This window comes from Candidatus Kryptonium thompsonii (assembly GCF_001535985.1).
Taxonomy (GTDB): domain Bacteria; phylum Bacteroidota; class Ignavibacteria; order Kryptoniales; family Kryptoniaceae; genus Kryptonium; species Kryptonium thompsonii.
Map to the genome: position 1 here is coordinate 1 of NZ_CZVS01000033.1, position 23,170 is coordinate 23,170.

At 33.8% G+C, this 23,170-nt stretch carries 19 protein-coding genes; all 19 read left to right on the forward strand.

What is annotated here, in order from left to right; translation table 11 throughout:
• Nucleotides 1-1,293 (forward strand): WD40 domain-containing protein (locus AWW78_RS05530; protein WP_141653896.1); only part of this gene is annotated, 1,293 nt, incomplete at its 5' end.
• Nucleotides 1,290-1,892, forward strand: a complete 603-nt coding sequence (locus tag AWW78_RS05535) for a caspase family protein (protein WP_333783399.1) — start codon at nucleotides 1,290-1,292, stop codon at nucleotides 1,890-1,892. The genes AWW78_RS05530 and AWW78_RS05535, both read left to right, overlap by 4 nt.
• Before the next feature lie 84 nt (nucleotides 1,893-1,976).
• Nucleotides 1,977-3,248, forward strand: coding sequence for a cryptochrome/photolyase family protein (locus tag AWW78_RS05540; RefSeq protein WP_047133282.1), 1,272 nt, complete (start codon nucleotides 1,977-1,979; stop codon nucleotides 3,246-3,248).
• A gap of 42 nt (nucleotides 3,249-3,290) precedes the next feature.
• Nucleotides 3,291-4,232 (forward strand): YbgA family protein, encoded by a 942-nt coding sequence (locus tag AWW78_RS05545; protein WP_047133283.1) that lies wholly within the window; start codon nucleotides 3,291-3,293, stop codon nucleotides 4,230-4,232.
• A 602-nt stretch (nucleotides 4,233-4,834) separates the two neighbouring features.
• Complete coding sequence (locus AWW78_RS05550) at nucleotides 4,835-6,148, forward strand: nucleotide sugar dehydrogenase (protein WP_047133284.1); 1,314 nt, start codon at nucleotides 4,835-4,837, stop codon at nucleotides 6,146-6,148.
• A complete protein-coding gene (locus AWW78_RS05555; RefSeq protein WP_047133285.1) occupies nucleotides 6,149-7,480 on the forward strand; it encodes a flippase in 1,332 nt (443 codons plus the stop codon). It begins immediately after the preceding gene.
• Entirely contained in the window at nucleotides 7,470-8,603 is a 1,134-nt protein-coding gene (gene glf, locus AWW78_RS05560) for a UDP-galactopyranose mutase (protein ID WP_047133286.1), read from the forward strand. Before AWW78_RS05555 ends, glf begins: the two co-directional genes overlap by 11 nt.
• A 20-nt stretch (nucleotides 8,604-8,623) precedes the next feature.
• On the forward strand, nucleotides 8,624-9,586 hold the full coding sequence (locus tag AWW78_RS05565; RefSeq protein WP_075426139.1) for a glycosyltransferase family 2 protein: 963 nt from the start codon (nucleotides 8,624-8,626) through the stop codon (nucleotides 9,584-9,586).
• A gap of 110 nt (nucleotides 9,587-9,696) precedes the next feature.
• Nucleotides 9,697-10,959 (forward strand): O-antigen ligase family protein, encoded by a 1,263-nt coding sequence (locus AWW78_RS05570; RefSeq protein ID WP_159420990.1) that lies wholly within the window; start codon nucleotides 9,697-9,699, stop codon nucleotides 10,957-10,959.
• A complete protein-coding gene (locus AWW78_RS05575; protein WP_176696232.1) occupies nucleotides 10,925-12,679 on the forward strand; it encodes a glycosyltransferase family 4 protein in 1,755 nt (584 codons plus the stop codon). The genes AWW78_RS05570 and AWW78_RS05575 overlap by 35 nt, the downstream gene beginning before the upstream one ends.
• Nucleotides 12,660-13,535: a Gfo/Idh/MocA family protein gene (locus tag AWW78_RS05580; RefSeq protein WP_141653897.1), complete on the forward strand. Its 876-nt coding sequence runs from the start codon at nucleotides 12,660-12,662 to the stop codon at nucleotides 13,533-13,535. The genes AWW78_RS05575 and AWW78_RS05580 overlap by 20 nt, the downstream gene beginning before the upstream one ends.
• Before the next feature lies 1 nt (nucleotide 13,536).
• Complete coding sequence (locus tag AWW78_RS05585; protein ID WP_047133290.1) at nucleotides 13,537-15,663, forward strand: bi-domain-containing oxidoreductase; 2,127 nt, start codon at nucleotides 13,537-13,539, stop codon at nucleotides 15,661-15,663.
• Between the two features lie 11 nt (nucleotides 15,664-15,674).
• Nucleotides 15,675-16,856 (forward strand): hypothetical protein, encoded by a 1,182-nt coding sequence (locus AWW78_RS05590; protein WP_082359550.1) that lies wholly within the window; start codon nucleotides 15,675-15,677, stop codon nucleotides 16,854-16,856.
• Nucleotides 16,857-17,969 carry a non-hydrolyzing UDP-N-acetylglucosamine 2-epimerase gene (gene wecB / locus AWW78_RS05595; RefSeq protein WP_047133291.1) on the forward strand — a complete coding sequence of 371 codons (1,113 nt, stop codon included), beginning with the start codon at nucleotides 16,857-16,859 and terminating at the stop codon, nucleotides 17,967-17,969. It abuts the gene before it with no gap.
• Between the two features lie 6 nt (nucleotides 17,970-17,975).
• Nucleotides 17,976-18,983 (forward strand): DUF354 domain-containing protein, encoded by a 1,008-nt coding sequence (locus AWW78_RS05600; RefSeq protein ID WP_047133292.1) that lies wholly within the window; start codon nucleotides 17,976-17,978, stop codon nucleotides 18,981-18,983.
• A 15-nt stretch (nucleotides 18,984-18,998) separates the two neighbouring features.
• Nucleotides 18,999-20,135, forward strand: a complete 1,137-nt coding sequence (locus AWW78_RS05605; protein WP_047133293.1) for a DegT/DnrJ/EryC1/StrS family aminotransferase — start codon at nucleotides 18,999-19,001, stop codon at nucleotides 20,133-20,135.
• Entirely contained in the window at nucleotides 20,129-21,568 is a 1,440-nt protein-coding gene (locus AWW78_RS05610; RefSeq protein WP_075426140.1) for a sugar transferase, read from the forward strand. The genes AWW78_RS05605 and AWW78_RS05610 overlap by 7 nt, the downstream gene beginning before the upstream one ends.
• Before the next feature lie 27 nt (nucleotides 21,569-21,595).
• Nucleotides 21,596-22,597: a Gfo/Idh/MocA family protein gene (locus AWW78_RS05615; RefSeq protein ID WP_047133294.1), complete on the forward strand. Its 1,002-nt coding sequence runs from the start codon at nucleotides 21,596-21,598 to the stop codon at nucleotides 22,595-22,597.
• 22 nt (nucleotides 22,598-22,619) lie between these two features.
• On the forward strand, nucleotides 22,620-23,159 hold the full coding sequence (locus tag AWW78_RS05620) for an acyltransferase (RefSeq protein WP_047133295.1): 540 nt from the start codon (nucleotides 22,620-22,622) through the stop codon (nucleotides 23,157-23,159).
• Nucleotides 23,160-23,170 lie beyond the last annotated feature (11 nt).

The following is a 23,170-nucleotide window of genomic DNA, read 5'->3' on the forward strand; positions in this document are numbered from 1 at the left end:
GTCACATCCATAGCCTTTTCACCCGATGGTAAAACATTTGTCTCTGGAAGTGCTGATAACACTCTTAAACTTTGGGATGTCTCTACTGGTAAGGAGATAAGAACATTTAGAGGACATAGTGGTGATGTCACATCCGTAGCCTTTTCACCTGATGGTAAAATAATTATATCTGGAAGTGGAGGGTTATTTGACAACACTCTTAAACTTTGGGATGTCTCTACTGGTAAGGAAATAAGAACATTTAGAGGACATAGTGATGATGTCACATCCATAGCCTTTTCACCCGATGGTAAAACATTTGTCTCTGGAAGTGCTGATAACACTCTTAAACTTTGGGATGTTTCTACTGGTAAGGAAATAAGAACATTTAGAGGACATAGTGGTGGTGTCACATCTGTAGCCTTTTCACCTGATGGTAAAACATTTGTATCTGGAAGTGATGATAACACTCTTAAACTTTGGGATGTCTCTACTGGTAAGGAAATAAGAACATTTAAAGGAAATAGTGATAGGGTTTGGTCCGTAGCCTTTTCACCTGATGGTAAAATGATTGTATCTGGTAGTCATGATGGCACAACCCGCTTATGGGACATCGCAACAGGTAAGGAAATTGCTCAGATGGTGGGTTTCACCGACGGTGAATGGATTGTCATCACACCAGAAGGTTACTTTAACGCTTCACCAAATGGAGCAAAGTATTTGAATGTCAGAGTTGGCAACAATGTCTATTCCATAGACAACTTCTTTGAGAAGTTTTTCAACCCTGTTTATGTTGCATCTGTGCTTCAAGGTAAAAAGGTCGAAGCTGTTGTTGATATAAGAAAGGGAATTTTAACTCCGCCCGATGTGAGTATAATCTCACCTGAACCGAACGCTGTATTTAATACAGACGTAATAACTGTAACTATCCGAGCAAAGGATACTGGTGGAGGCATAGATGAGATAAGGCTTTATCATAATGGCAAGGTAGTTGGAGAAGACAAAAGAGGGATAAAGTTAGCTTCTAGTGAAAATGAGATAATAAAGACGTATACCGTGACCCTTGTTGATAGCATAAACATATTTAGAGCGGTTGGCTTCAGCAAGGATAGGACAGAGTCAAACCCTTATGAAATTACAGTAAGGCTTGCTTCTCCAGCAAAGGATGTATCGCTTTATGTCTTTGCAGTCGGAATAAATAGATATAAAAACCCTGCTCTCAATCTCAACTATGCTGAGCCTGATGCAAGGGGAATAGTGGAATTCTTCAAGGTAAAAGGAAAGGATTTATTCAAGAAGGTGGAGACAATATAGAACTTTACAACGAACAGGCAACGAAGGAAAATATCATTTCAAAACTCAAAGAGCTTGAAAATACGAACCCACAGGATGCTGTATTGATTTACCTTGCGGGGCATGGAGAGACTATAAATGACAGGTGGTATTTCATCCCTCATGAACTTACATATCCAGAAAGGGAAGTGGAGGTGCAGACAAAGGGGATATCCTCTGATGAGCTTTCAGTTCTAATAAGGAACACAAAAGCTCAGAAGATACTTGTGCTTATAGATGCGTGTAAATCAGGGGCTGCGCTTTTAGCATTCAGGGGATTTGAGGATAGGAAAGCGCTCTCACAGCTATCTAGGGCAACAGGGGTGCATGTGATAGCAGCATCTACTAAAGAGCAGTATGCAGCAGAGGTAAAGGACCTTGGGCATGGGGTGTTCACATACACCCTTCTTGAGGGACTAAAGGGCAAAGCGGCTGGAGGAACAAACATTGTAACTGTTCGTAAACTTATGGGGTATGTTGAAGAACAACTTCCTGAGATAACTAAGAGATACAAACAGGAAGCACAATTCCCTGTGGTTGATTCAAAGGGAATGGATTTTCCATTGGTATTGGTAAAGTGAATGAATTTATTGTATATTTATTTTTGTAAATCTTGCACGTAGATGTTGGTATGGTCATTTAAAAAAAATTAGATAATATGAATAATGAGAGCTATAGTCTGGCTAAAAAGGGATTTGAGAGTAGAAGATAACAGGGTTTTTGAAGAAGCGAAGAATTACAAAGAGATTATTCCAGTGTTCATTTTTGACGATCAGATTCTTGCTGATTTGATGTCTTACGATAAGCGCTTAGTTTATATAATAAATGCTATAGAGAACATTGGTATAAAAGTTTACACCTTTAAAGGAAAAACATTAGAAATTTTCAAAAGGCTTTTGGATGAATTAAAGCCCGACGCTGTAATAACCCAAAAAGCTTATTCATGGGATGGTGAGGAAAGGGTAAAACAGGTTAAAAATCTATGTTCACTATACAATGTAAAGTTCATAGAAGTCTTTGATGGACTTTTGGTAAATCCCGAACTCATACCTCCTAAAAAGGTCTTTACAAGTTTTTACAAAGATTGGCTTAAATATCTTGACTTGGAAAGAACCGATGTGAAAGTAAAAAACATACCTATCATAGACTTAAAAACTTTTGACCCAAAAGAATTAATAAGCCAGTTGAAAATAGATACAGTATACTTCAAACCTCAAGACTGTAAAGAGAGATTAAAAAGTTTCGATTTCAAGAATTATGAGAAAACCAGAGATTATCCTTATTTAGATGGTACTTCGAAGTTATCTCCGTGTATAAGATTTGGGATTATCTCCATCAGGGAAATTTTTGAAAGGTCCAAGGAAAGTGAAAGTTTTTTAAGAGAACTTGCTTGGCGAGAATTTTGGTATCATATCAAGCTAAACTTCCCGTGGACAAAAGATTTAGAGTTTCAAGAAAAGAGAAGGAATATACAATGGGAAAACAATCAAAAATTTATAGATGCCTTCCTCAACGCAAGCACTGGTTATCCCATTATAGACGCAGGCATTAGACAACTTATTCAAGAAAAGTGGATTCACAACAGAGTTAGAATGATTTTGGGAAGCTTTTTAACAAAGGACTTGCTCGTAGATTGGCGGATAGGTGAGGAATTTTTTAAACACCATTTAATAGACTATGACCAGTTGGTGAATATAGGAAACTGGCAGTGGATTGCTTCAGTAGGAGCAGACCCTAACCCTTTGAGGATATTTAATCCTATACTACAAGCTAAGCGATTTGACCCTAACTGCGAATATATAAAAAAATATATCCCAGAATTAAAAAATCTCCCATGCCACCAGCTCCATGATCCGTTAACGTATAATCTACCATATCATAAGCCAATAGTTAACCATTATGAGAGAGTGAGTATTGTAAAGTTGAAATATAAATAAATCTAGGCTTGTTTGCAGAACAAATATTAAGGGTCAAAACTTATGAGAGAATTCGAAAAACCTATTTTGGTTTTAAGTGCTTGCCTTGATTTACAGCCTGTTAGATATGATGGAGGCACTATAAAAGATGAGTTTGTTATCAAGCTTAGGAACTATTGTGAGATATTGCCTGTTTGCCCTGAAGTTGGCATAGGTCTTGGTATACCTAGGGATAGAATAATTGTATACGTAAAGAATAATACCTACGGTGTTTTTCAACCTACCACGGGAAGGGACTTAACCCAAGAATTACTTGCATTTTCAAATAACTTTATAAAATCTTTGCAGGAAGTGGATGGTTTTTTGCTAAAGAGTAAATCTCCCTCTTGCGGAGTATCAAATACTACGGTATATAAGGACACAGAGGGGAAAGAATTTTACACAAAAGGCAAAGGGCTTTTTGCGATGGAGGTTTTAAAAACCTATACAGATATACCAGTAGAAGACGAAGGTAGACTTCGCAACCCACAGCTAAGGGACTTATTTTTAACGCGTATTTTTTCACTTGCGCATTGGCGAGTTTTTAGTAAAGAATTAAAAACGATAACCGAACTTATGAACTTTCACAGAACTTATAAATACATGCTCTTGTCATTCAGTCCTATGCTCTTAAAGAAAATGGGAAGACTCTTGGCTCAATACAGAAGCAAAGAAGATTTAGAAAGTATAAAATCCGAGTATGGTCTTCTTTTTAAAAAAGCTCTAAGTAAGAAACCTCATGCTGGATCTCATATAAACACTTTTATGCATATTTTGGGACATTTATCCGACTTTTTAACAAGTAGGGAAAAGAAGCATTTTTTGGAGGTTTTGGAAAAATTTAAAAATGGGAAACTACCGATAAGCGTTCCAAGGGAAATTCTTAGAAGCTGGGCTTATAGATTTGGAGATAGCTATGTGCTTTCACAAGCTTATTTAGACCCTTATCCGGAAGAGTTAGAATGAACAATCACAAATCCTTATAAAAGCAAGCTTAGGCTTATAAATTATTACGTTAAAATCCACTGCTCTCATGTTTACGTTTATAGGTGCGAATATCTTTTCTATATGTTAAGTTATTCAGCATTTACTAGTAAGATGGTCGCGAGAGATTTAGTTATCAGAGCTAAATTTTAATAGATTTGAGTGAGTACAGCAAATAGTTGTTTGAATAGTATAGAAGCGTTTTGTTATGAGTTTAACATTTATTTTTTTTCATGAAAAATGTTTTGTTTCATAAAAGTTTTTTCATTAGTCTAAAATGATATTTTGGTTTGATATCGAACGCCAATGTGTGAAACAATTGGAAATAGAGTGAACAGGTAGGTAAAGGTTTTGATTTTAAAGCGGATGTAATAAATGTGTTTGTTTAACTTGACAATGTGTGTTTTTATTTTTTATATTTATACTAGGTTCATGTTGATTGACTTGACAAACACGTTTTTATTTTTTATATTTATATAAGAGGTTCATGTTGTTAATCTTACACATATCAATGTTTTATTCCAGCGAGCCTATTATGGGGTCGCAATGGCGGTAGCACGCAAAGTAAAAAAGTTGGGGCTTAAATGTCATCCGATTTACATATTGAATTAATTGAAAAAATTAACTCAAAGACCGCAAAGATAGGTGTCATAGGGCTTGGTTATGTGGGTCTCCCTCTTGTGATTGCTTTTTCAAAAGCCGGCTTTGATGTCGTCGGCTTTGATATTGACGATGAAAAGGTCAATCTTTTAAACAGGGGTGAAAGCTATATAAAGCACATTGATATAACACCGATAAAACAAAACAGCAAGTTCAAAGCGACATCCGATTTTTCAAAATTAAGTGAAGTTGATGTTATTATAATTTGCGTCCCTACGCCTTTGAATAGGTATCGTGAGCCGGATATGAGCTTCGTCCTTAACACAGGGGAGACAATATCAAGATACTTGCGCAGGGGTCAAATTGTCGTTCTTGAATCAACCGTTTATCCTGGGGCTACGGATGAGGATTTAAGACCTGTCCTTGAAAAGAGCGGTTTAAAAGCAGGCGTTGACTTTTTCCTCGCTTTCTCTCCAGAGAGGGAAGACCCGGGGAATAAAGGATTTTCGCTGTCAAACATACCGAAAGTCGTCGGTGGATATACAGAAAAATGTCTTGAGGTGGCAAAGGCACTTTATTCCAAAGTTGTCGCAAAAGTTGTCCCTGTATCAACAACAAGGACAGCTGAGGCGGTAAAACTGCTTGAAAACATTTATAGGTCTGTTAACATAGCGCTTGTAAATGAATTGAAGATGCTTTTTGACAGGATGGGGATTGATATTTGGGAAGTTATAGAAGCAGCAAAGACAAAACCATTTGGATTCCAGGCGTTTTACCCAGGACCAGGGCTTGGGGGACACTGTATCCCCATAGACCCTTTTTATCTAACCTGGAAAGCAAGGGAATATGATTTTCAAACGAGGTTTATTGAGCTTGCAGGTGAGATAAATACATATATGCCATACTATGTCGTTCAAAAGACGATTGAGGCGTTAAACAGGAAAGGGAAGAGTATTTCAGGAGCGAGAATATTGTTGCTTGGTTTAGCTTATAAAAAAGATGTTGATGATGCTCGTGAGTCACCAGCATTTAAATTGATGGAGTTGTTTGAGGAGAAGGGAGCGGTGGTTGATTATAACGACCCTTATATTCCTCTTTTACCCAAGACGAGGAAATATAAGGCAAACAGCAAACGATCGGTTCCTTTGACCGAGGAAAATCTCTCAAAGTACGATTGCGTTGTCATTGTTACCGATCATTCCGTTTATGACCCAGATTTCATAGTAAGACATGCAAATCTTGTTGTTGATACGCGTGGTTTGATAAAGGATAAAAATGAAAAGGTGGTAAAGGCGTAAGTGTTTAATAAACTGAGAAATATTATTTCACATCCAGAGCATAAAATTTTGCTGAAAAACATCTTTTCTCTCTCAATTTTGCAGTTCGCAAATTATGTTTTGCCGTTAATCACGATACCTTATGTCGTTCGTGTTATAGGTCCAGATAAATTTGGCTTAATTTCTTTTGCTCAGGCATTTGCTACTTACTTTTTGCTTGTTGTAAATTATGGCTTTGATCTAAGCGCGACGAGAGAAATATCATCAAATAGAGATAATAAAAACACACTTGTAAGAATTTATAGTAATGTTTTATTTACGAAAGCATTTTTGTTCACGCTTTGCACTTTGATTTTCACGAGTTTAATTTTCCTTATACCAAAATTTAGGGAAAATATCCTCGTATTTATTGTCTCATATTTAATTGTGGCTGGTTACGTTTTGTTTCCGACATGGCTTTTTCAAGGGCTTGAAAAACTTTATATTACCTCAATTTTTAATTTTATTGTAAAGCTTCTTTTTACAATAGGGATTTTTATTTTTTTAAGGAATAAAAACGATTTTTATCTCGTTCCACTGCTAATGTCTTTGGGTCAAATTTTTGCTGGAACGCTTGCCTTAATGTATAGTTTAAAATTGCTTGATTGGAAAATAAATATGCCCAGGTTAGAAGATATATTTCGTGAATTGAAAAATGGTTTTTCGGTTTTCATTTCACTTGTTTTTATAAATTTTTATACGATATCAAATACATTTATTCTGGGTTTTTTCGCTCCACATGAAAATGTCGGATATTTCGCCTCTGGGAGTAAGCTTGTCTTGGTTTTCCAAACTTTGGTTTTGGCTCCTTTGGCTCAATCTTTATATCCGCATGTGGGGAAAATTTTAAGAAACGATTTGAATAGAGGTATTGAATATATAAAAAAGTTCAGTGTTATCGTAACTGCGCTCACCTTACCCGCAAGTATTTTTTTGCTTATTTTTGCCCCTATCTTAGTGAAGGTTTTTTTAGGAGATCAGTATTTGCCATCAATTAATGTCGTGAGAATTTTATCCTTTTTCCCGTTTATCATTGGTCTTTCAAATCTTTATGGAATTCAAACGACTTTAAACTTGAAAATGGATAAGGATTTTTTTAAAGTGGTTATGGGAGGATCTATTATAAATTTGCTTTTAAATGTGTTGCTTGATCATAAATTGGCGGAAATTGGAAGCTCAGTTTCATGGCTGATAACTGAAATATATATAACGAGCGCATTTATAATTTTGCTTGAAGCAAAAGGAATAAAAATCATTGACTTTAAATTTTATTCAAGGTTTATAACAGGAGTAGTAAAAAGTCGTGAGATTTGATTATTTAATAGTAGGTGCAGGATATAGCGGTTGTATATTAGCAGAAAGAATAGCAACACAACTTGAAAAAAGAGTTTTACTCGTTGAACGTAGGAATCATATAGCTGGTAATGCCTATGATTATTATGATGAAAATGGGATCCTTGTTCATAAGTATGGTCCTCATATTTTCCATACAAATAGTAAAAAAGTTTGGGATTATCTTTCAAGGTTTACGGAGTGGAGGTTGTATTATCACAAAGTTCTTGCTGTTGTTGATGGAAAAAAAATTCCAGTGCCTTTTAATTTAAATTCTCTCAAAATGATATTTCCTGAAAGATATGCTGAAAAGCTTGAGCAACTTCTTATTGAAAAATATGGATATGGTGTTAAAATACCCATCTTAAAATTCCTTGAAGACGCGGAAGGCGAGTTAAAAGTTCTTGCGGAATTTATTTATGAGAAAATATATTATGGATATACCTTAAAGCAATGGAATTTGAAGCCTGAAGAACTTGATCCAGGAGTTACAGCTAGGGTTCCTGGAATATTTATTAGTAAAGATGATAGATATTTTCAAGATAAATACCAGGGAATTCCAAAACATGGCTACACAAAGATGTTTGAGAAAATGATAAACCATCCAAATATACATGTTTTGCTTAACACTGACTATAAAGATATAATTGACTTTATAAAATTTGACAAGTTAATTTTTACTGGACCAATTGATTATTTCTTTGATTATATGTATGGAGAATTGCCTTACAGGAGTTTAAGATTTAAGTTTGAGCGATATGATGTTGAGTTTTTCCAGGAGGTAGCGCAAGTAAATTACCCTAATGAGTATGATTATACAAGGATAACTGAATTTAAACATTTAACTGGTCAAGTTAATCCTTATACTGTTGTGGCATATGAGTACCCCGAAGCTTACGAAATTGGCGCAAACGAGCCATATTATCCTATACCCAGGGAAGAAAACCTTGAGGTATATAGAAAATATGCCAACGAGGCAAAAAAGTTAAATGGCGTTGTTCATTTCGTTGGTAGGCTAGCGGATTACAAGTATTATAACATGGATCAAATAGTTGCAAGGGCATTGAGTGTTTTTGAAAATGAGATAGTTTATTCAAGTGTATAAAACAAAAATTTTTAACATAGATGAGAGACAATACGGTTTGTGCCGTTGTGGTGACTTACAATAGAAAAAATCTCCTTTTGGAATGTCTTGAAGCGATAAGGAGGCAGACAAGACCAGTTGATGCAATTTACATCATAGATAATGCATCTACGGATGGAACTCCCGAAGTTTTAAAAGAAAACGGATATATCCCCGAATTACCTCCTTTCAATCTTTCAGAACCTTATGAAATTGAACATAAAATAAGCAACTTGGTTGACGGAAATCCTATCAATGTATTTTATGTCCGAATGTATGAAAATACAGGTAGCGCTGGTGGATTTTATGAAGGAGTCAAAAGAGGATATGAGAGAGGCTATGACTGGTTGTGGTTAATGGATGATGATGGCTTGCCTGAGAAGGATTGTTTAATGAATTTGTATAAATGCACTAATGATTTAAATATTGTTGGTTCTTTAGTTGTAGCCTCTGATAATTCCTCCGAATTAACATGGAAACTGCGGGTAGTTGATTCTCTGGGAAATTTTATCCCAAGAACTTATTTTTCAAATGTTGAAGAAGTCAAAAGACACGCAAAAAATGGTATATATTATGGTATTCCGAACTTCTTCAACTCAATTATAATTAAGAAAGACGTAATCTCTATAGTTGGGTTTCCGAATAAAGACCTTTTTATATGGGGTGATGAAGTTGAATATGCAATGAGGTTGAAAAAAGCAGGTTATAAAATGGGGGTTTGTGTAGATAGCATATTTAGGCATCCGAAGATTAAACATAAAACTATTAGTGATGTTTACATTTATCGTCTATATTCAGATATTCAGTTTAATAGTTTCTTTCTCAGATTAATTTATCCAGTATATATATTCATTAAGTTCAGCAAGTTTCTTATCTTGAGATTTAAATTTAAACTAACGGCAAAAATTATAAGAGCAATTATTTCAGCGCTTTTTTGGGGTAAATTAATACCTTATAGAAAATGAGTGAACTGTTTTATATATTATTGCCTTTTGTAATTTTATATTTGTTTAAACTTTATCCTTTGTTCAGGAAAGATTTGGTGTATCTATTATTTGTCTTTTGGGTCACAGGAGTGGCAACTTTAGCTCGTGAGTTTACCTATATAAAGTTTGGATTTATTTACATTACCGAGCTTATTATGTTGTCTGTAATTTTGAGTTCTATGGTTAGGGCTTCGCTTGGGCGAAAATTAATTACTTTTAAAAACGGGATAATAAATGTTGCCTTGTTGTTTTTATTTGCATATCAATCTTGGGGACTATTGAGGTTAATTTACGATTTACTTTTCTTTAAACCATCTGTAACATCTGAAGATAATATCTTAACTGTTTTACGAAATTTTAGTTTGGTTTATTATTCCATTTTTGTCTATATCGTTTTGATTGTTCTAAATTTTGAGGGTGCAAAAAAAATAGAAGCAATTTTCAAGTCTATTTTATATTTTAGTGTTTTAAGAAATATTGTCGTAATCGTTCTTTATGCTATCGGTTATGAAACATTTATTCCAGAAGATGGTGGAATTATAGGTGGACATCATTCTTTATTTGCTGTTTTTTCTTTTTTAATTTCATTTTATTTTTTAATAGAGTATAGGGACTTAAAATATTTGTTCTTTCTTTTACTTAATCTGATTTTTGTAGTTCTTTCAAGTCATAGAAGCGCATTTATGGCTTTAATAGGTAGCGTATTATTATTGATTTTATTATATAAAGGGCAAATAAAATTTAAATTAATTACGGCACTATTGATTTCATTCTTCGGTTTGTCGTTTGTTATAATTACTTTTTCTGAAAGCGCGTTTGCTTTTATCGTACGAAAAATATCAGAAAATTTTGAAAGTTTGGTTTATTATAAATTATCTGATCCCAATTCCAACTGGCGATATCTTTACTGGAACAATGTATTAAAAGTTTTTTTAGAAAATCCAATTGGAGTTGGTTTTAACTATTCGTTAAGTAATTTAGCTCCTTGGTGGGTTTGGAGTGACAATCCCAGAGAAATTCTTTTTAGAAGTTCACTAAGGTTGGATCCACATAATTCATTCTTGTCTATTTTAGTTAGAACTGGAGCGGTTGGATTTGCTATGTTTACTTTATTTTTGGCAATTTTTTTTATAATTGTTAGAAAGACTTACAAGAAAGCCAAAGGAAAGATAAAGAATTTACTCATAATATCTTTCTCCAATTTTATATCTGTTTCAATGTTTGCAATGTTTAATGTTACTTTAGAAGGTCCTTATCATGGAACATTTTTTTGGATATGGATAGGAATATGTTTGTTTATAGCTCTTAATGTTAAAAATGCAGTTGAGAGTAATGGAATATTCAAAGATTAAAATATTAATCGTTGGTTCATTTCCCCCTCCTTACCATGGGAGCGCGATATATCTTGATAAGTTGAGAAAGAAACTTATTCAAGAAAAAGATTTGGAAGTATTTGTTGTTGACACATCAGATAAAAGAGATGATTTAACCAACTTGGGTAGATTTGACTTTGCAAATGTATATGCTGGCTTGAGGTCATTGTTTAAATTGATTTATTATCTAATATTTGTTAGACCAGATGTGGTCTATATCCCAATATCCCAAAATCATTGGGCTTATTTTCGCGATGGTTTATTTATTTTAATTTCAAGTGTATTTAAAGCCAAAATTCTTATTCACCTGCATGGTTCATATTTCCTGAAGTTTTACGAGGAATCATCTTGGTTGTATCAAAAGTTCATAGATTTGACAATGAAGCGCGTTGACGGAGCTATAGTTTTAGGGGAAAAGCTAAAATATATATTTGAGAAGTGGTTATCCACCGATAAAATTTTTGTCTTACCGAATTTCATAGAGTGGGAATTTAACGAAGATAAAATTCGTAGCACTAAGAATGATGAGTCGGTAGTTAGAATAACTTACCTGGGAAACTTGCGTGAATCAAAGGGTATATTTGATTTACTTGAGGCAATAAAGATTGTGAAGAAAAGTACAAGGACTAAATTTATTGTTAATATTGCTGGGAAATTGGGTGATGATCCTGTAACGGGTTTGAGCTTGAGAGAGCATGAAATTAGATTTGGTAATTATTTGAAAGAACTTGGTGATGTGGCGAATTATATTGGTGAAATAAAGGAAGAAAAAGATAAATTTGAGCTTTTGAAAAATACGGATATTTTCGTTTTCCCAAGTTGGAATGAGGGACAACCACTTGTAATTCTTGAGGCAATGTCATGTGGTTGCCCTGTTATATCAACTAAAGATGTTGGGGTGATTGATGAGACAGTTATTGATGGAGTTAACGGATTACTTGTAGAAAAAAGGAATATTAGGCAACTCGCGGATGCTATATTAAAATTAGTTAATAACAGAGATCTGAGGATTAGTTTCGGGATGAATTCTTTGAAGAGGTTTGGAGAATTTTATACGATAGAAAGGCATATTTATGAATTTAGAAAGATATTAATTGTTTTATTGTTTGGAGAAAAATTAAGATATCTTAAAGTTTTACCGGTTGCTATAAAACTTATACCCCCAAGAAGGTTTAACGACCTGTTTGATTTAAGGGGATATACATTGAAAAAGTTTATAAAGTTTTTGGTGATAGAAGGTATCGGTTTAAGTATTAATAAGGCAAAAAATAAATTAATTGAGAGAAAAATTTTAAAAGGTGAATATCTTGTGATAATGAAATTTAAGTATGATAAAAATATCTTTTTTTGCTTTACCAGAGATTTGGGGTATTTTAAACCTGAGGAAATTATGTTTTTTAAATCAAAATTTGATGATATAGGAATTAATTCAATATATTTATCCACAGAAACTTTAGATATATTTGAACATTATCTTCCAGTTCCTTCTTGCCCTGATGATGTAAAGGAAAAATTAGTAAATGGAATTTTAAAGGATAATCAATATTTAGTTCCATTTCCTGAAATTTATACTGTTATTTGTAGAACTAAGATTGAATCTACAGCCATATTAAGTAATCGTATCTCTCTAAGAGATAACGGTTGTTTTATTTTGGGTTTTGGTGGATATATGCGGGAATATGCACTACACTTTTTTTAAAAAAGATATAATAGCTGCTTTGGATTATAAGGCTAGAGCTATAAGGCGATATTTTAAATTTGATTTTCCAATTTATGATAGGTTTGAAGATATTATGGATGAAATCGCAAGAGTGAAAAATCCATTAGTTATTATTGCTACCTATCATTCAGATCATGCATGGATGACTAAAATGGTTTTGGATTGCAATCCAACCGCAAGAGTTTTTATAGAAAAACCCGCTGCAGTTACTAATGAAGATGCAAACATTTTGTTTGAACTTAGAGCTAAAGGAGCTTTCATTGATATTGGTTATAACAGGAGACATGCTCTATTTACTCAAGTTATTCGTAATGCTTTAAAGGACTCAAAAGGTCAGGTTCATATTACTTTTATTGTTAAAGAATTAAAGATTCCAAAAACCCACTGGTATTTTTGGTCAAATCAAGGAACCCGAGTAACTGGTAATTGGACGCATTGGATTGATCTGCTTAGATTTTTAACGGGTAAAAATGTAATTAATTTTTCAGTTATTGGAGATGATGGAAATGCAACGGTACTTTTTGAGTTGGAAGATAAAATTTTGGCTGAGATTATAGTAACAGATATTGGTAGTGATTTTTATGGCGTTGAAGAATATTTTGAGATTAGATTTAATAATACAACAATAAAACTTCGTGATTATAGGGAATTAGAGATAATAAATAATTTTAGGAAAATACGTTATAAAAGAATGAGAAGAGACAAAGGACATTACAAAATGTATTTAACGCTAAAGGAAAACATTTTGAATAATAAAGGTCCTTTTTATCCTGCTGAAGATATACTTTGGGTTACTCATTTGTGTAATGAAATAATAAGAGTTATCAAAGATTAATATGTTTCAAATAGTTCAATATCAAAAGACGGGAAAGATATCTGTAGAGGATTTACCGGATATAAAGATGTTTCCAGGAGGTATCCTTGTTCAAAACTATTATTCTCTGATTAGTGCGGGGACCGAGAGAACTTCGGTTAAAACCGCTCAGGCGTCTTTATTTGGGAAGGCAAAGATGAGACCAGATCTCGTTAAGCAGGTTTTGGAAAATATAAAACGTGAGGGTTTAATCGCAACCTATAAGAAAGTTATGAATCGGCTTGATAACTATAAAGAACTGGGTTATAGTTCAGCTGGAATTGTGCTTGCGTCAAATGTTGATGAATTTAAACCAAGCGATAGGGTAGCTTGCGCTGGGTATGCATATCATTCTGAGCTAATCTTTGTTCCAAAGAATCTCGCAGTTAAGGTCCCTGATAATGTTTCTCTTGAAGAGGCATCTTTCATTGCGATAGGTGCAATCGCTTTACAAGGAATAAGGCAAGCAAAGATAAATTTGGGTGAAAATGTTGTGGTGATTGGATTGGGATTGATAGGTCTTGTTACAGTTCAATTGCTTAAAGCAAGTGGATGTCGTGTTATTGGAACTGATATATCGGAGAGAAACTTTAATCTTGCAAGAGAGTTTGGATGCGATGAAGTGGCATTGTTTGATAGTTACATTGAAAAGGTCGTTGAATCATTTACTAAAGGTTATGGGGCTGATGCTATTATAATTACTACTGCCACAAATTCCAATGAACCTATTGAGAAGGCGATTTCATTTGCAAGAAAGAAAGGAAGAGTTGTAGTTGTTGGTGTTACCGGAATGGATATACCTAGAACAGGATTTTACGAAAAGGAACTTGAAATAACTATCTCATGCTCGTATGGACCTGGAAGATATGAGATTGACTATGAACAAAAGGGGATTGATTATCCTTTTGGTTATGTTCGTTGGACGGAAAAAAGAAATATGGAAGCGGTGATTCAACTATTGTCTGAGGGTAAAATTAGCTTCAGTAGATTAATAACACATAAAATTCCAGTTGAAGAGGGGCTAAAGGCATATGACTTAATTACTGGTAAAATAGACGAGCCGTACATTGGGATTTTGATTGAATATAATAAGGAGCCGAAAAAAGAGTTTGTTCGCATTAGAAAAAATATTAAGGGTGAAAATAAAATAAGTGATATTGTTGTTGGCTTTATTGGTGCGGGTAATTTTGCACAATCTTATCTTCTGCCGTATTTGAAAGATAAAGTTACTTTGAAAAATGTTGCGACAAGAAAACCGATAAATGCAAAGTCCGTGGCAGAAAAGTTTGGTTTTATTGAATATTCAAGTGATCCATCGGTGATTTTTGAAGATAAAAATATAAATACTGTGTTCATAGTAACGCATCATGATTCCCACGGATTTTATGTTAAGGAAGCTCTAAAGTATGGGAAAAATATATTCGTGGAAAAGCCACTAACTGTTAGAGAAGACGAATTATATGAAATTAAGAAGTTATACGATGAGTCCAATGTTCATTTAATGGTAGGGTTCAATCGCAGATTTTCAAAACAATTTGGGCTGATAAAGGATTTCATTTCAAAAAGTAGAGACCCCATTGTTATTAATTATAGAATTAATGCTGGTTCTGTATCACCGAACTCTTGGTTGCAAGATTGGGAACAAGGAGGAAGAATAATTGGGGAGGCATGTCATTTCATTGATATTTTTGACTATCTAATAGATTCCGAACCCGTATCTGTTTATGCAGTATCATCCGATAGTAATAACTCAAAGCGTTTGGAGGAAAATGTAGTGGTGACCATCAGTTATAACAATGGTTCTGTTGCAAACTTATTGTATTTATCTAATGGAAGTAATTCTCTGCCTAAGGAATATTGTGAAGTTTTTTCTGGCGGGTTGGTTGCGGTGATGGATGATTTTAAAAGAGTTATATTATATTCTGCTGGTAAAAAGAAAAAAGTTAAATTTAACACTGGTAAGGGACATAAAGAAGAAGTGGAGCATTTCCTCAAAGTTTTAAGGGGTGAAGAAAAGCCAAAATTAAGTTTTGATTCAATCTATAAAACCACCTTTTTAACATTTAAAATCATTGAATCTTACCAAAATAGAGCTGTAATATATCTTTAAATCGGTAGGTGATGGAATTAGATTCAAAATTTATGAGGGTTCTTTTTTCGCTTAGGGATTATATTAGGAGAGAAGGCTATGCAGGTTATGATCCTTATGATGGATTAAACTCTCCGTTATTTAAATTGCCAATATTAAGGTCGAATAAGTTTATCCGTTTTGCTTTTCAGCAAATTTTCAGAAGAATACCTATTAATCTTAGGGGTTTGTTGGGTATAAAAAAGGGGATAAATCCTGTAACACTGGGTTTATGTATACAAGCATATACGTATCTTTCCATGATAAATGAAGAAGAAAAAGAATTTTACTTGAATGAGATAAAAAGTTTATTAGATATTTTAGTTAATTTAAGTTCAAAAGGATATAGTGGTTTTTGTTGGGGTTACAATTTTGATTGGGAAGCAAGATACACCAAAATTCCAGCATATACACCAACCATAGTAGCAACTGGGTTAATAACTAATGGATTATTTGTATACTATAAAGCTTATTCCGACAAAAGCGTTAAAGAAATTTTAATAAGTTCAGCTAAATTTGTTTTGAATGATTTGAATCGAACATATGAGGGGGAGACATTTTGTTTTAGTTATTCACCTAATGACCATCAAAAGGTTTATAATGCTACAATGAAAGGAGCGCGCCTTCTTACCCAAGTATACGAAATTACCGGAGATCAATATTATTTAGAAGAGGCAGAGAGAACTGTAAAGTTTGTTATCAATAATCAGAATGATGATGGTTCATGGTTTTACTCAAAGGGAGACGCAAGAAAGTGGGTTGATAATTTCCATACCGCTTATGTTCTTGATGCATTAGATGATTTTATTAAACTTTCAGGTAGAAATCAGTATAAGATATATTTGGATAAAGGGTTAATGTATTATCTTGAAAAGCTTTTCATGCCGGACGGTAAACCGAAATATTTTTCAAGACGATTTTATCCTGTAGATGCAACTGAGGTAGCTCAATCGATTTTAACTTTAACACGTTTTGGGTATATTGATAGGGCTATTAATGCGTTAAATTACGCATTGGAGAGTTTATATTCTGGTAAGGGATTTTTTTATTATCAAAAAAACAGATTTTTCACGCACAAAACATCTTATATGCGTTGGAGTAACGCTTATTTTTTTAATGCAATTGCTTGTCTAGCATATTCGGTGGTAGTAAAAAGTAAATACCTTTGTTTTTAGATGAAAAAGATCATTTCTGTAGTTGGAGCAAGACCAAATTTTATGAAGGTAGCTCCTATTAATAGAGCGATTCAGAATTTCTTGAGAGAGCATTCGGATTTTCCTCTTATTCATAAGATTTGTCATACAGGTCAACATTATGATAGTAATATGTCTGATGTGTTTTTTAAAGATTTAGAGCTTCCAGAGCCGGACTTTTATCTTGGAGTGGGAAGTGGTAGCCATGCAGTTCAAACTGCGCGAATAATGATTGAGTTTGAGAAAATTTTGATAAGTGAGAAACCGGATTTGGTTATAGTTGTTGGTGATGTTAATTCAACAATTGCGTGTAGTTTGACAGCTGTTAAACTTGGTATTAAAGTAGCCCATGTTGAAGCTGGCTTGAGGAGTTTTGATAGAACTATGCCTGAGGAAATCAACCGTATCTTAACAGATGCAATTTCTGATTATCTTTTTGTTAGTGAAGAAAGTGGTGTAAAAAATTTAAAAAGAGAAGGTATTCCAGATGAAAAGATTTTTTTTGTTGGTAATGTTATGATTGATAGCCTGATAAGTTATTTGCCAAAAGTAGAAAGGTCGGAAATTCTTGGATTTTTTTCTCTTAAACCGTCTCAGTATGGAGTTGTTACTCTCCATAGACCTTCAAATGTTGATAGTAAAGAAAGGTTAAAGCAAATAATAGATCTTCTCGTGGATATTTCAGAATATAAAAGGATAGTTTTTCCAATACATCCAAGAACAGCTCAAAATCTTGAAAAGTATGACTTATTGAAATTTTTAAATCACAATATTATAGCAACTAAACCTCTCGGATATATAGATTTTATAGCTTTAATTAAGAATTCGGCTTTTGTGTTAACCGATAGCGGGGGTATTCAAGAGGAAACGACATACTTAGGGATTCCGTGTATTACTTTAAGAAATTCAACAGAAAGACCAGTTACCGTTGAAATTGGAACAAATGTACTCTCTGGGGAGGATATTACTGTGGCTTTTAAGTATATAATGGAAATTTTGAATGGTAATTTTAAGAATGGGAAAATACCAGAGCTATGGGATGGAAAAGCAAGCGAAAGAATTGTTAAGATTTTAATTGAAAAGTTGTTTGAGTAGGTAGCTATGAAGTCAATATGGTTTGATATAGATAATTCACCTCATGTTCTTTTATTTGCTCCCATAATTAAAATTCTACAAAACGAGGGATATGATATTATAGTAACAGCTAGGGATTTTGCCCAAACATTACCTTTGCTTGATAAGTATAAAATTCCGTATATACGGGTAGATGGTCACGGCGGAAGATCTAAAATGAAAAAGATTTTAGCAACTTTAAAACGCGCATATGGTTTATATAAGGCTCTTGAAAGTTTTAAGATTGATCTAATGGTTAATCACGGAGCGAGGGCTGGTATTATAGCTGCGAAAGCGCTTAATGTACCAGTAATATCTGCTTTTGATTATGAGCATACAGAATTATTTATAATTAAGCACCTCAGTAATTGGATTGTTATTCCATCTGTTTTGCGCAATATGTTTCCAGATTCAAAGTTTAGTTATTATGATGGAATAAAGGAGGAAATTTACCTTTGTGATTTTATTCCAGATGAGAATTTTTTAAAGAATTTACCTTTCAAGAATATTAAAGAGAAACCACTCATAACAATTCGCCCACCCGCTCGTCATGCAAATTATCATAATGAATTTAGTGAAATCGTTTATAGAAAAACTCTTGATTATATTTGTAATTATGACTGTTATGTTGTCTTAATACCAAGGACTAAAGAAGATTTAGATTATCTAAAAGTTTTCAAAAATAAAATTTTTATTCCCGATGTACCGTTAGATGGTCCGAATCTCATTTATTATTCAGATGCTGTAATTTCAGGAGGTGGAACTATGGTTCGGGAAGCATCTGTGCTTGGGACACCTTCTTATAGCATTTTTACTGGTAAGCCAGCAGCGATTGACCTTGAGTTATCAAGAAATGGCAGATTAACTTTTATAAGAACTCTTAGTGATATAAAAAAGATTAAAATAGAAAAGAAAATAAATAGGAGTTTAAAGAAATTAAATTGTGGGGTTCGTGAGCAATTCGTTAAGATAATTTTGGATAAACTTGAAAATTAAAGAGATTAACAGTAAATGCAAGTCCCTTTTCTTGACCTTAAAGCTCAATACAAGCAAATCAAATCTGAAATTAACAAGGCTATAACTGAGGTTCTTGAAAGCACATCCTTTATACTTGGGAAGCCAGTTCAAGAGTTTGAAAGTGAATTTGCGAAAATGCATGATGTTAAGCATTGTGTTGGACTGAGTTCTGGAACCGATGGTAATCATATTGCCTTGTGGGCGTTGGGTATTAAATCTGGCGATGAGGTTATAATACCGGCAAATACTTTTATTGCAACCGCGTGGGGGGCAACACTTTGTGGAGCAAAACCGGTTTTCGTTGATTGCCATCCAGAAAGTTACAACATTGATACTGAAAAAGTTGAGAATGTCATTAATAAAAAAACAAAAGCCATTGTAGCAGTTCATCTTTATGGACAGCCAGCTGATATTGATCCGTTGATTGAAATTGCACGAGAATATAATATATATCTTGTTGAGGATGCTGCTCAGGCGCACTTGGCTGAATATAAAGGCAGAAAAGTCGGCGGTCTTGGAATATGTGCCTCATTTAGTTTTTATCCTGGTAAAAATCTTGGCGCTTACGGTGAGGCGGGTGCTGTTACAACAAATGATGATGAACTTGCCCAAAAATTTAGAATGATTAGAGATCATGGTTCGGTGAAAAAATATACACATGTTTTGCTTGGTCACAATTATAGAATGGAAAGCATTCAGGGGGCTGTTCTTAAAGTTAAATTAAAATATCTTGAAAAATGGACTGAAGAGCGAAGACGGGTTGCAAGTAGATATAGAGAGCTATTGTCTGACTTAGAGGAAATAAAGCTTCCGGTTGAAATGCCTTACGCGAAACATGTATATCATCTGTTTGTTATACAGGTTAATTCAAAGCCGGATAAGAGACAAGAAGTGAGAGATAAATTGCAAAGATTTCTAAATGAAAACGGTATTGGGACAGGGCTACATTACCCAGTTCCACTTCATTTACAACCATGCTTCAAAGAACTCGGATATAAAAGAGGGGACTTTCCAGTATCTGAACAACTTGCAGAAAGTGGGCTTTCTTTACCGATTTATCCGGAATTGACAGATGAGCAGATAGAATATGTAGCAGAAAAAATACGTGAATTTTTTAGAAGGAAATGTTAAGATTTCCTAAATATAAATATGCTTTATTATTAATTGATCTGTTTGTGATTAATTTCGCCTTTTTTATATCGGTGGTATTATTTAGAGAACTTGTAAATGTAATTGACTTTTTTGCCTCTCTTCAATTTTTATTTGCTATTTTATTTTCTTTCTTTCTTGTCTTTATTTTTCAATGGAATGGATTGTACAGAATAAATGTTTTTTCCACACGTATTCCCCAATTTATGAATTTGTTGAAATCAATTTTCATTGGCTCATTATTATATGTATTGATTGGCTATTTATCAAAATTTGAGTTAATATATGAAAGCCGATTGGTATTGATATATTTTATTATGTCATTGTTTGTGTTATTTACCCTTTACAGGATTATTTTGTTACCGTCCCTTTTAAAGCATTTTATGAATTTAAAGGCATTAAAGAGGAAATGTGTTATCATAGGGGCTGGGGAGCTTGGGCGGAGAATATTGAACGACATTATAGCTAAACCAGAATTGGGTTTAGAAGTAGTTGGTTTTATAGATGATTTTATTTCGCGGGGAAGTGGTATTTGGAATGGCTATAAAGTTCTTGGAGATGTTGAAAATATTGTTCAAATTTGTGAAAAATATGATGTTGACGAGGTGATAATTGGGATTGATAATATAACTCATGAGAGGTTAATTGAAATAATTTCCGAAGCTAAAAAAACAAAGAGCACAGTTAGATTAACATCGTCTATTTTTAAAGTTATTCCAAGTAGGTTAACTACAGAGGCATATGTAGATTTTCCAACGATTACATTAACACGCGGTTTCTATGGTAAAGTTTTTCTTATTCAAAAAAGAATAGTTGATTTTGTCCTTTCACTTTTTGCTTTAGTTTTGTTAAGCCCCTTTTTCCTGTTAATTGCTATTTTGATAAAGGCAACTTCTAAAGGTCCTGTGTTTTATAAGCAGGAAAGAATTGGAAAAGATGGGAAAAAATTCAAAATGTATAAGTTTAGAACAATGTATGTAGGTGCTGATAAAGATGAAAACAGGATTGAACAGATGAAACGATTTATTTGGGAGGGAAAACATCCCGATGGGGAGGCAAAAAGCAAAAAGGTTGTTGATAAAAATAAAATAACTCCGGTCGGTAAATTTTTAAGGAAGTTTAGTATAGATGAGTTTCCACAATTGATAAATGTATTAAAAGGTGAAATGAGTTTGGTTGGACCAAGACCTGTACTACCTTATGAATATGAGATGTTCAAACCGTGGTATCACGAAAGAGATAAAGTATTGCCGGGATGTACCGGGTTTTGGCAGGTTTATGGAAGGGCTGAGACAAGTTTTGATGATATGGTATTGATGGATATTTACTATATACAGAATATGTCGCCTTGGCTTGATTTGCAAATTATTTTAAAGACAATACCGGTAGTATTGTTCGGAAAGGGCGGGGGATAAAATTAAAAACAAAAGTAGAAGATAAAAATGAAGGTGGGTGTTATAGGGTTAGGTTATTGGGGTCCAAATCTTGTAAGAAATTTTTTATCAACGCCAGGGGTTGAAAGAGTATATGGCTGTGATCTTGATGAAAAGCGATTGGCTTTTATTAAGTCAAGATTTCCAGCGGTTGAAATAACAAAGGATACGGATTTTGTGTTGAGATCTGCAGATATTGATGCTGTTGCTATTGCAACCCCTGTTGCTACACATTATCCATTAGCTAAAAAAGCGATTGAAAATGGAAAACATGTGTTGGTTGAGAAACCATTAACAGCATCGGTTAAGGAGGCAGAAGATTTAATTAATCTTGCTGAAAAAAATAAAAAAGTTTTAATGGTGGATCACACATTTATATATACGGGGGCTGTAAGAAAGATTAAAGAGTTGATTGATAATGGAGAAATAGGTGAAATTTATTATTTTGATTCAGTGAGAATAAACTTGGGTTTATTCCAGTATGATGTTAATGTTATTTGGGATTTGGCTACTCATGATGTCTCTATAATGGATTTCGTAATTAATTCACGACCTGTATCAGTTTCTGCGTTTGGAACTTCGCATTATAATGGTATAGAAGATATTGCCTATATAAATGTTAATTTTGATAATGGTATAATTGCGCACTTCCATGTTAGTTGGCTTGCTCCAGTTAAAGTTAGGAGGATACTAATAAGTGGAACCAAAAAGATGATAATTTACGATGACACCGAACCGAGCGAAAAAGTGAAAATATATGATAAGGGTGTGGTTGTGACTTCACAAGAGGGTATTCATCGGTTGTTGATTCAGTATAGGAGTGGAGATATGTATGCCCCCAAACTTGATGACACAGAGGCGTTAAGCTTAGTATGTAGGGAATTTGTTGAAAGTATATTTGAAAATAGAAATCCAATTACAGATGGATATGCAGGTTTAAAAGTTGTTAAAATTTTAGAAGCAGCAGAAAAATCAATAAAGAAAAATGGGGTGTTGGTTAACCTTGATTGAAAATAAAAGTGAGGTTTAAACTATGGATTTTGATGAAACATATTGCCAAGCGAATTTCATAAGGATTTCAAAAGATGTGAAGCTCGGTAAGAATGTTAAAATATTTGGTTTTGTAAATTTATATGGTTGTGAAATAGGTGATAATACTAAAATCGGCGCTTTTGTTGAGATTCAAAAAGGTGTCAAAATTGGAAGTAATTGTAAGATCTCATCTCATACTTTTATATGTGAAGGAGTAACGATTGAAGATGGGGTTTTTATCGGGCATAATGTAACTTTTATAAACGATTTATATCCAAGGGCTATAAATGAAAGAGGCGAGCTCCAAACTGAAAAGGATTGGAAAGTTGTGCCAACAATAGTGAAAAGGGGGGCTTCTATTGGCTCATCTGCGACTATATTGGCTGGTGTTACTATCGGTGAATATGCCATAGTTGGAGCAGGGGCTGTTGTTACTAAGGATGTACCTCCATATACAATTGTTGCGGGCGTTCCCGCTAGAATTCTTAGAACTATAAAGGATTTTGACGATGAGAAAAAAGGCGACCCGAACGCTTATTGATTGGTTTAAAA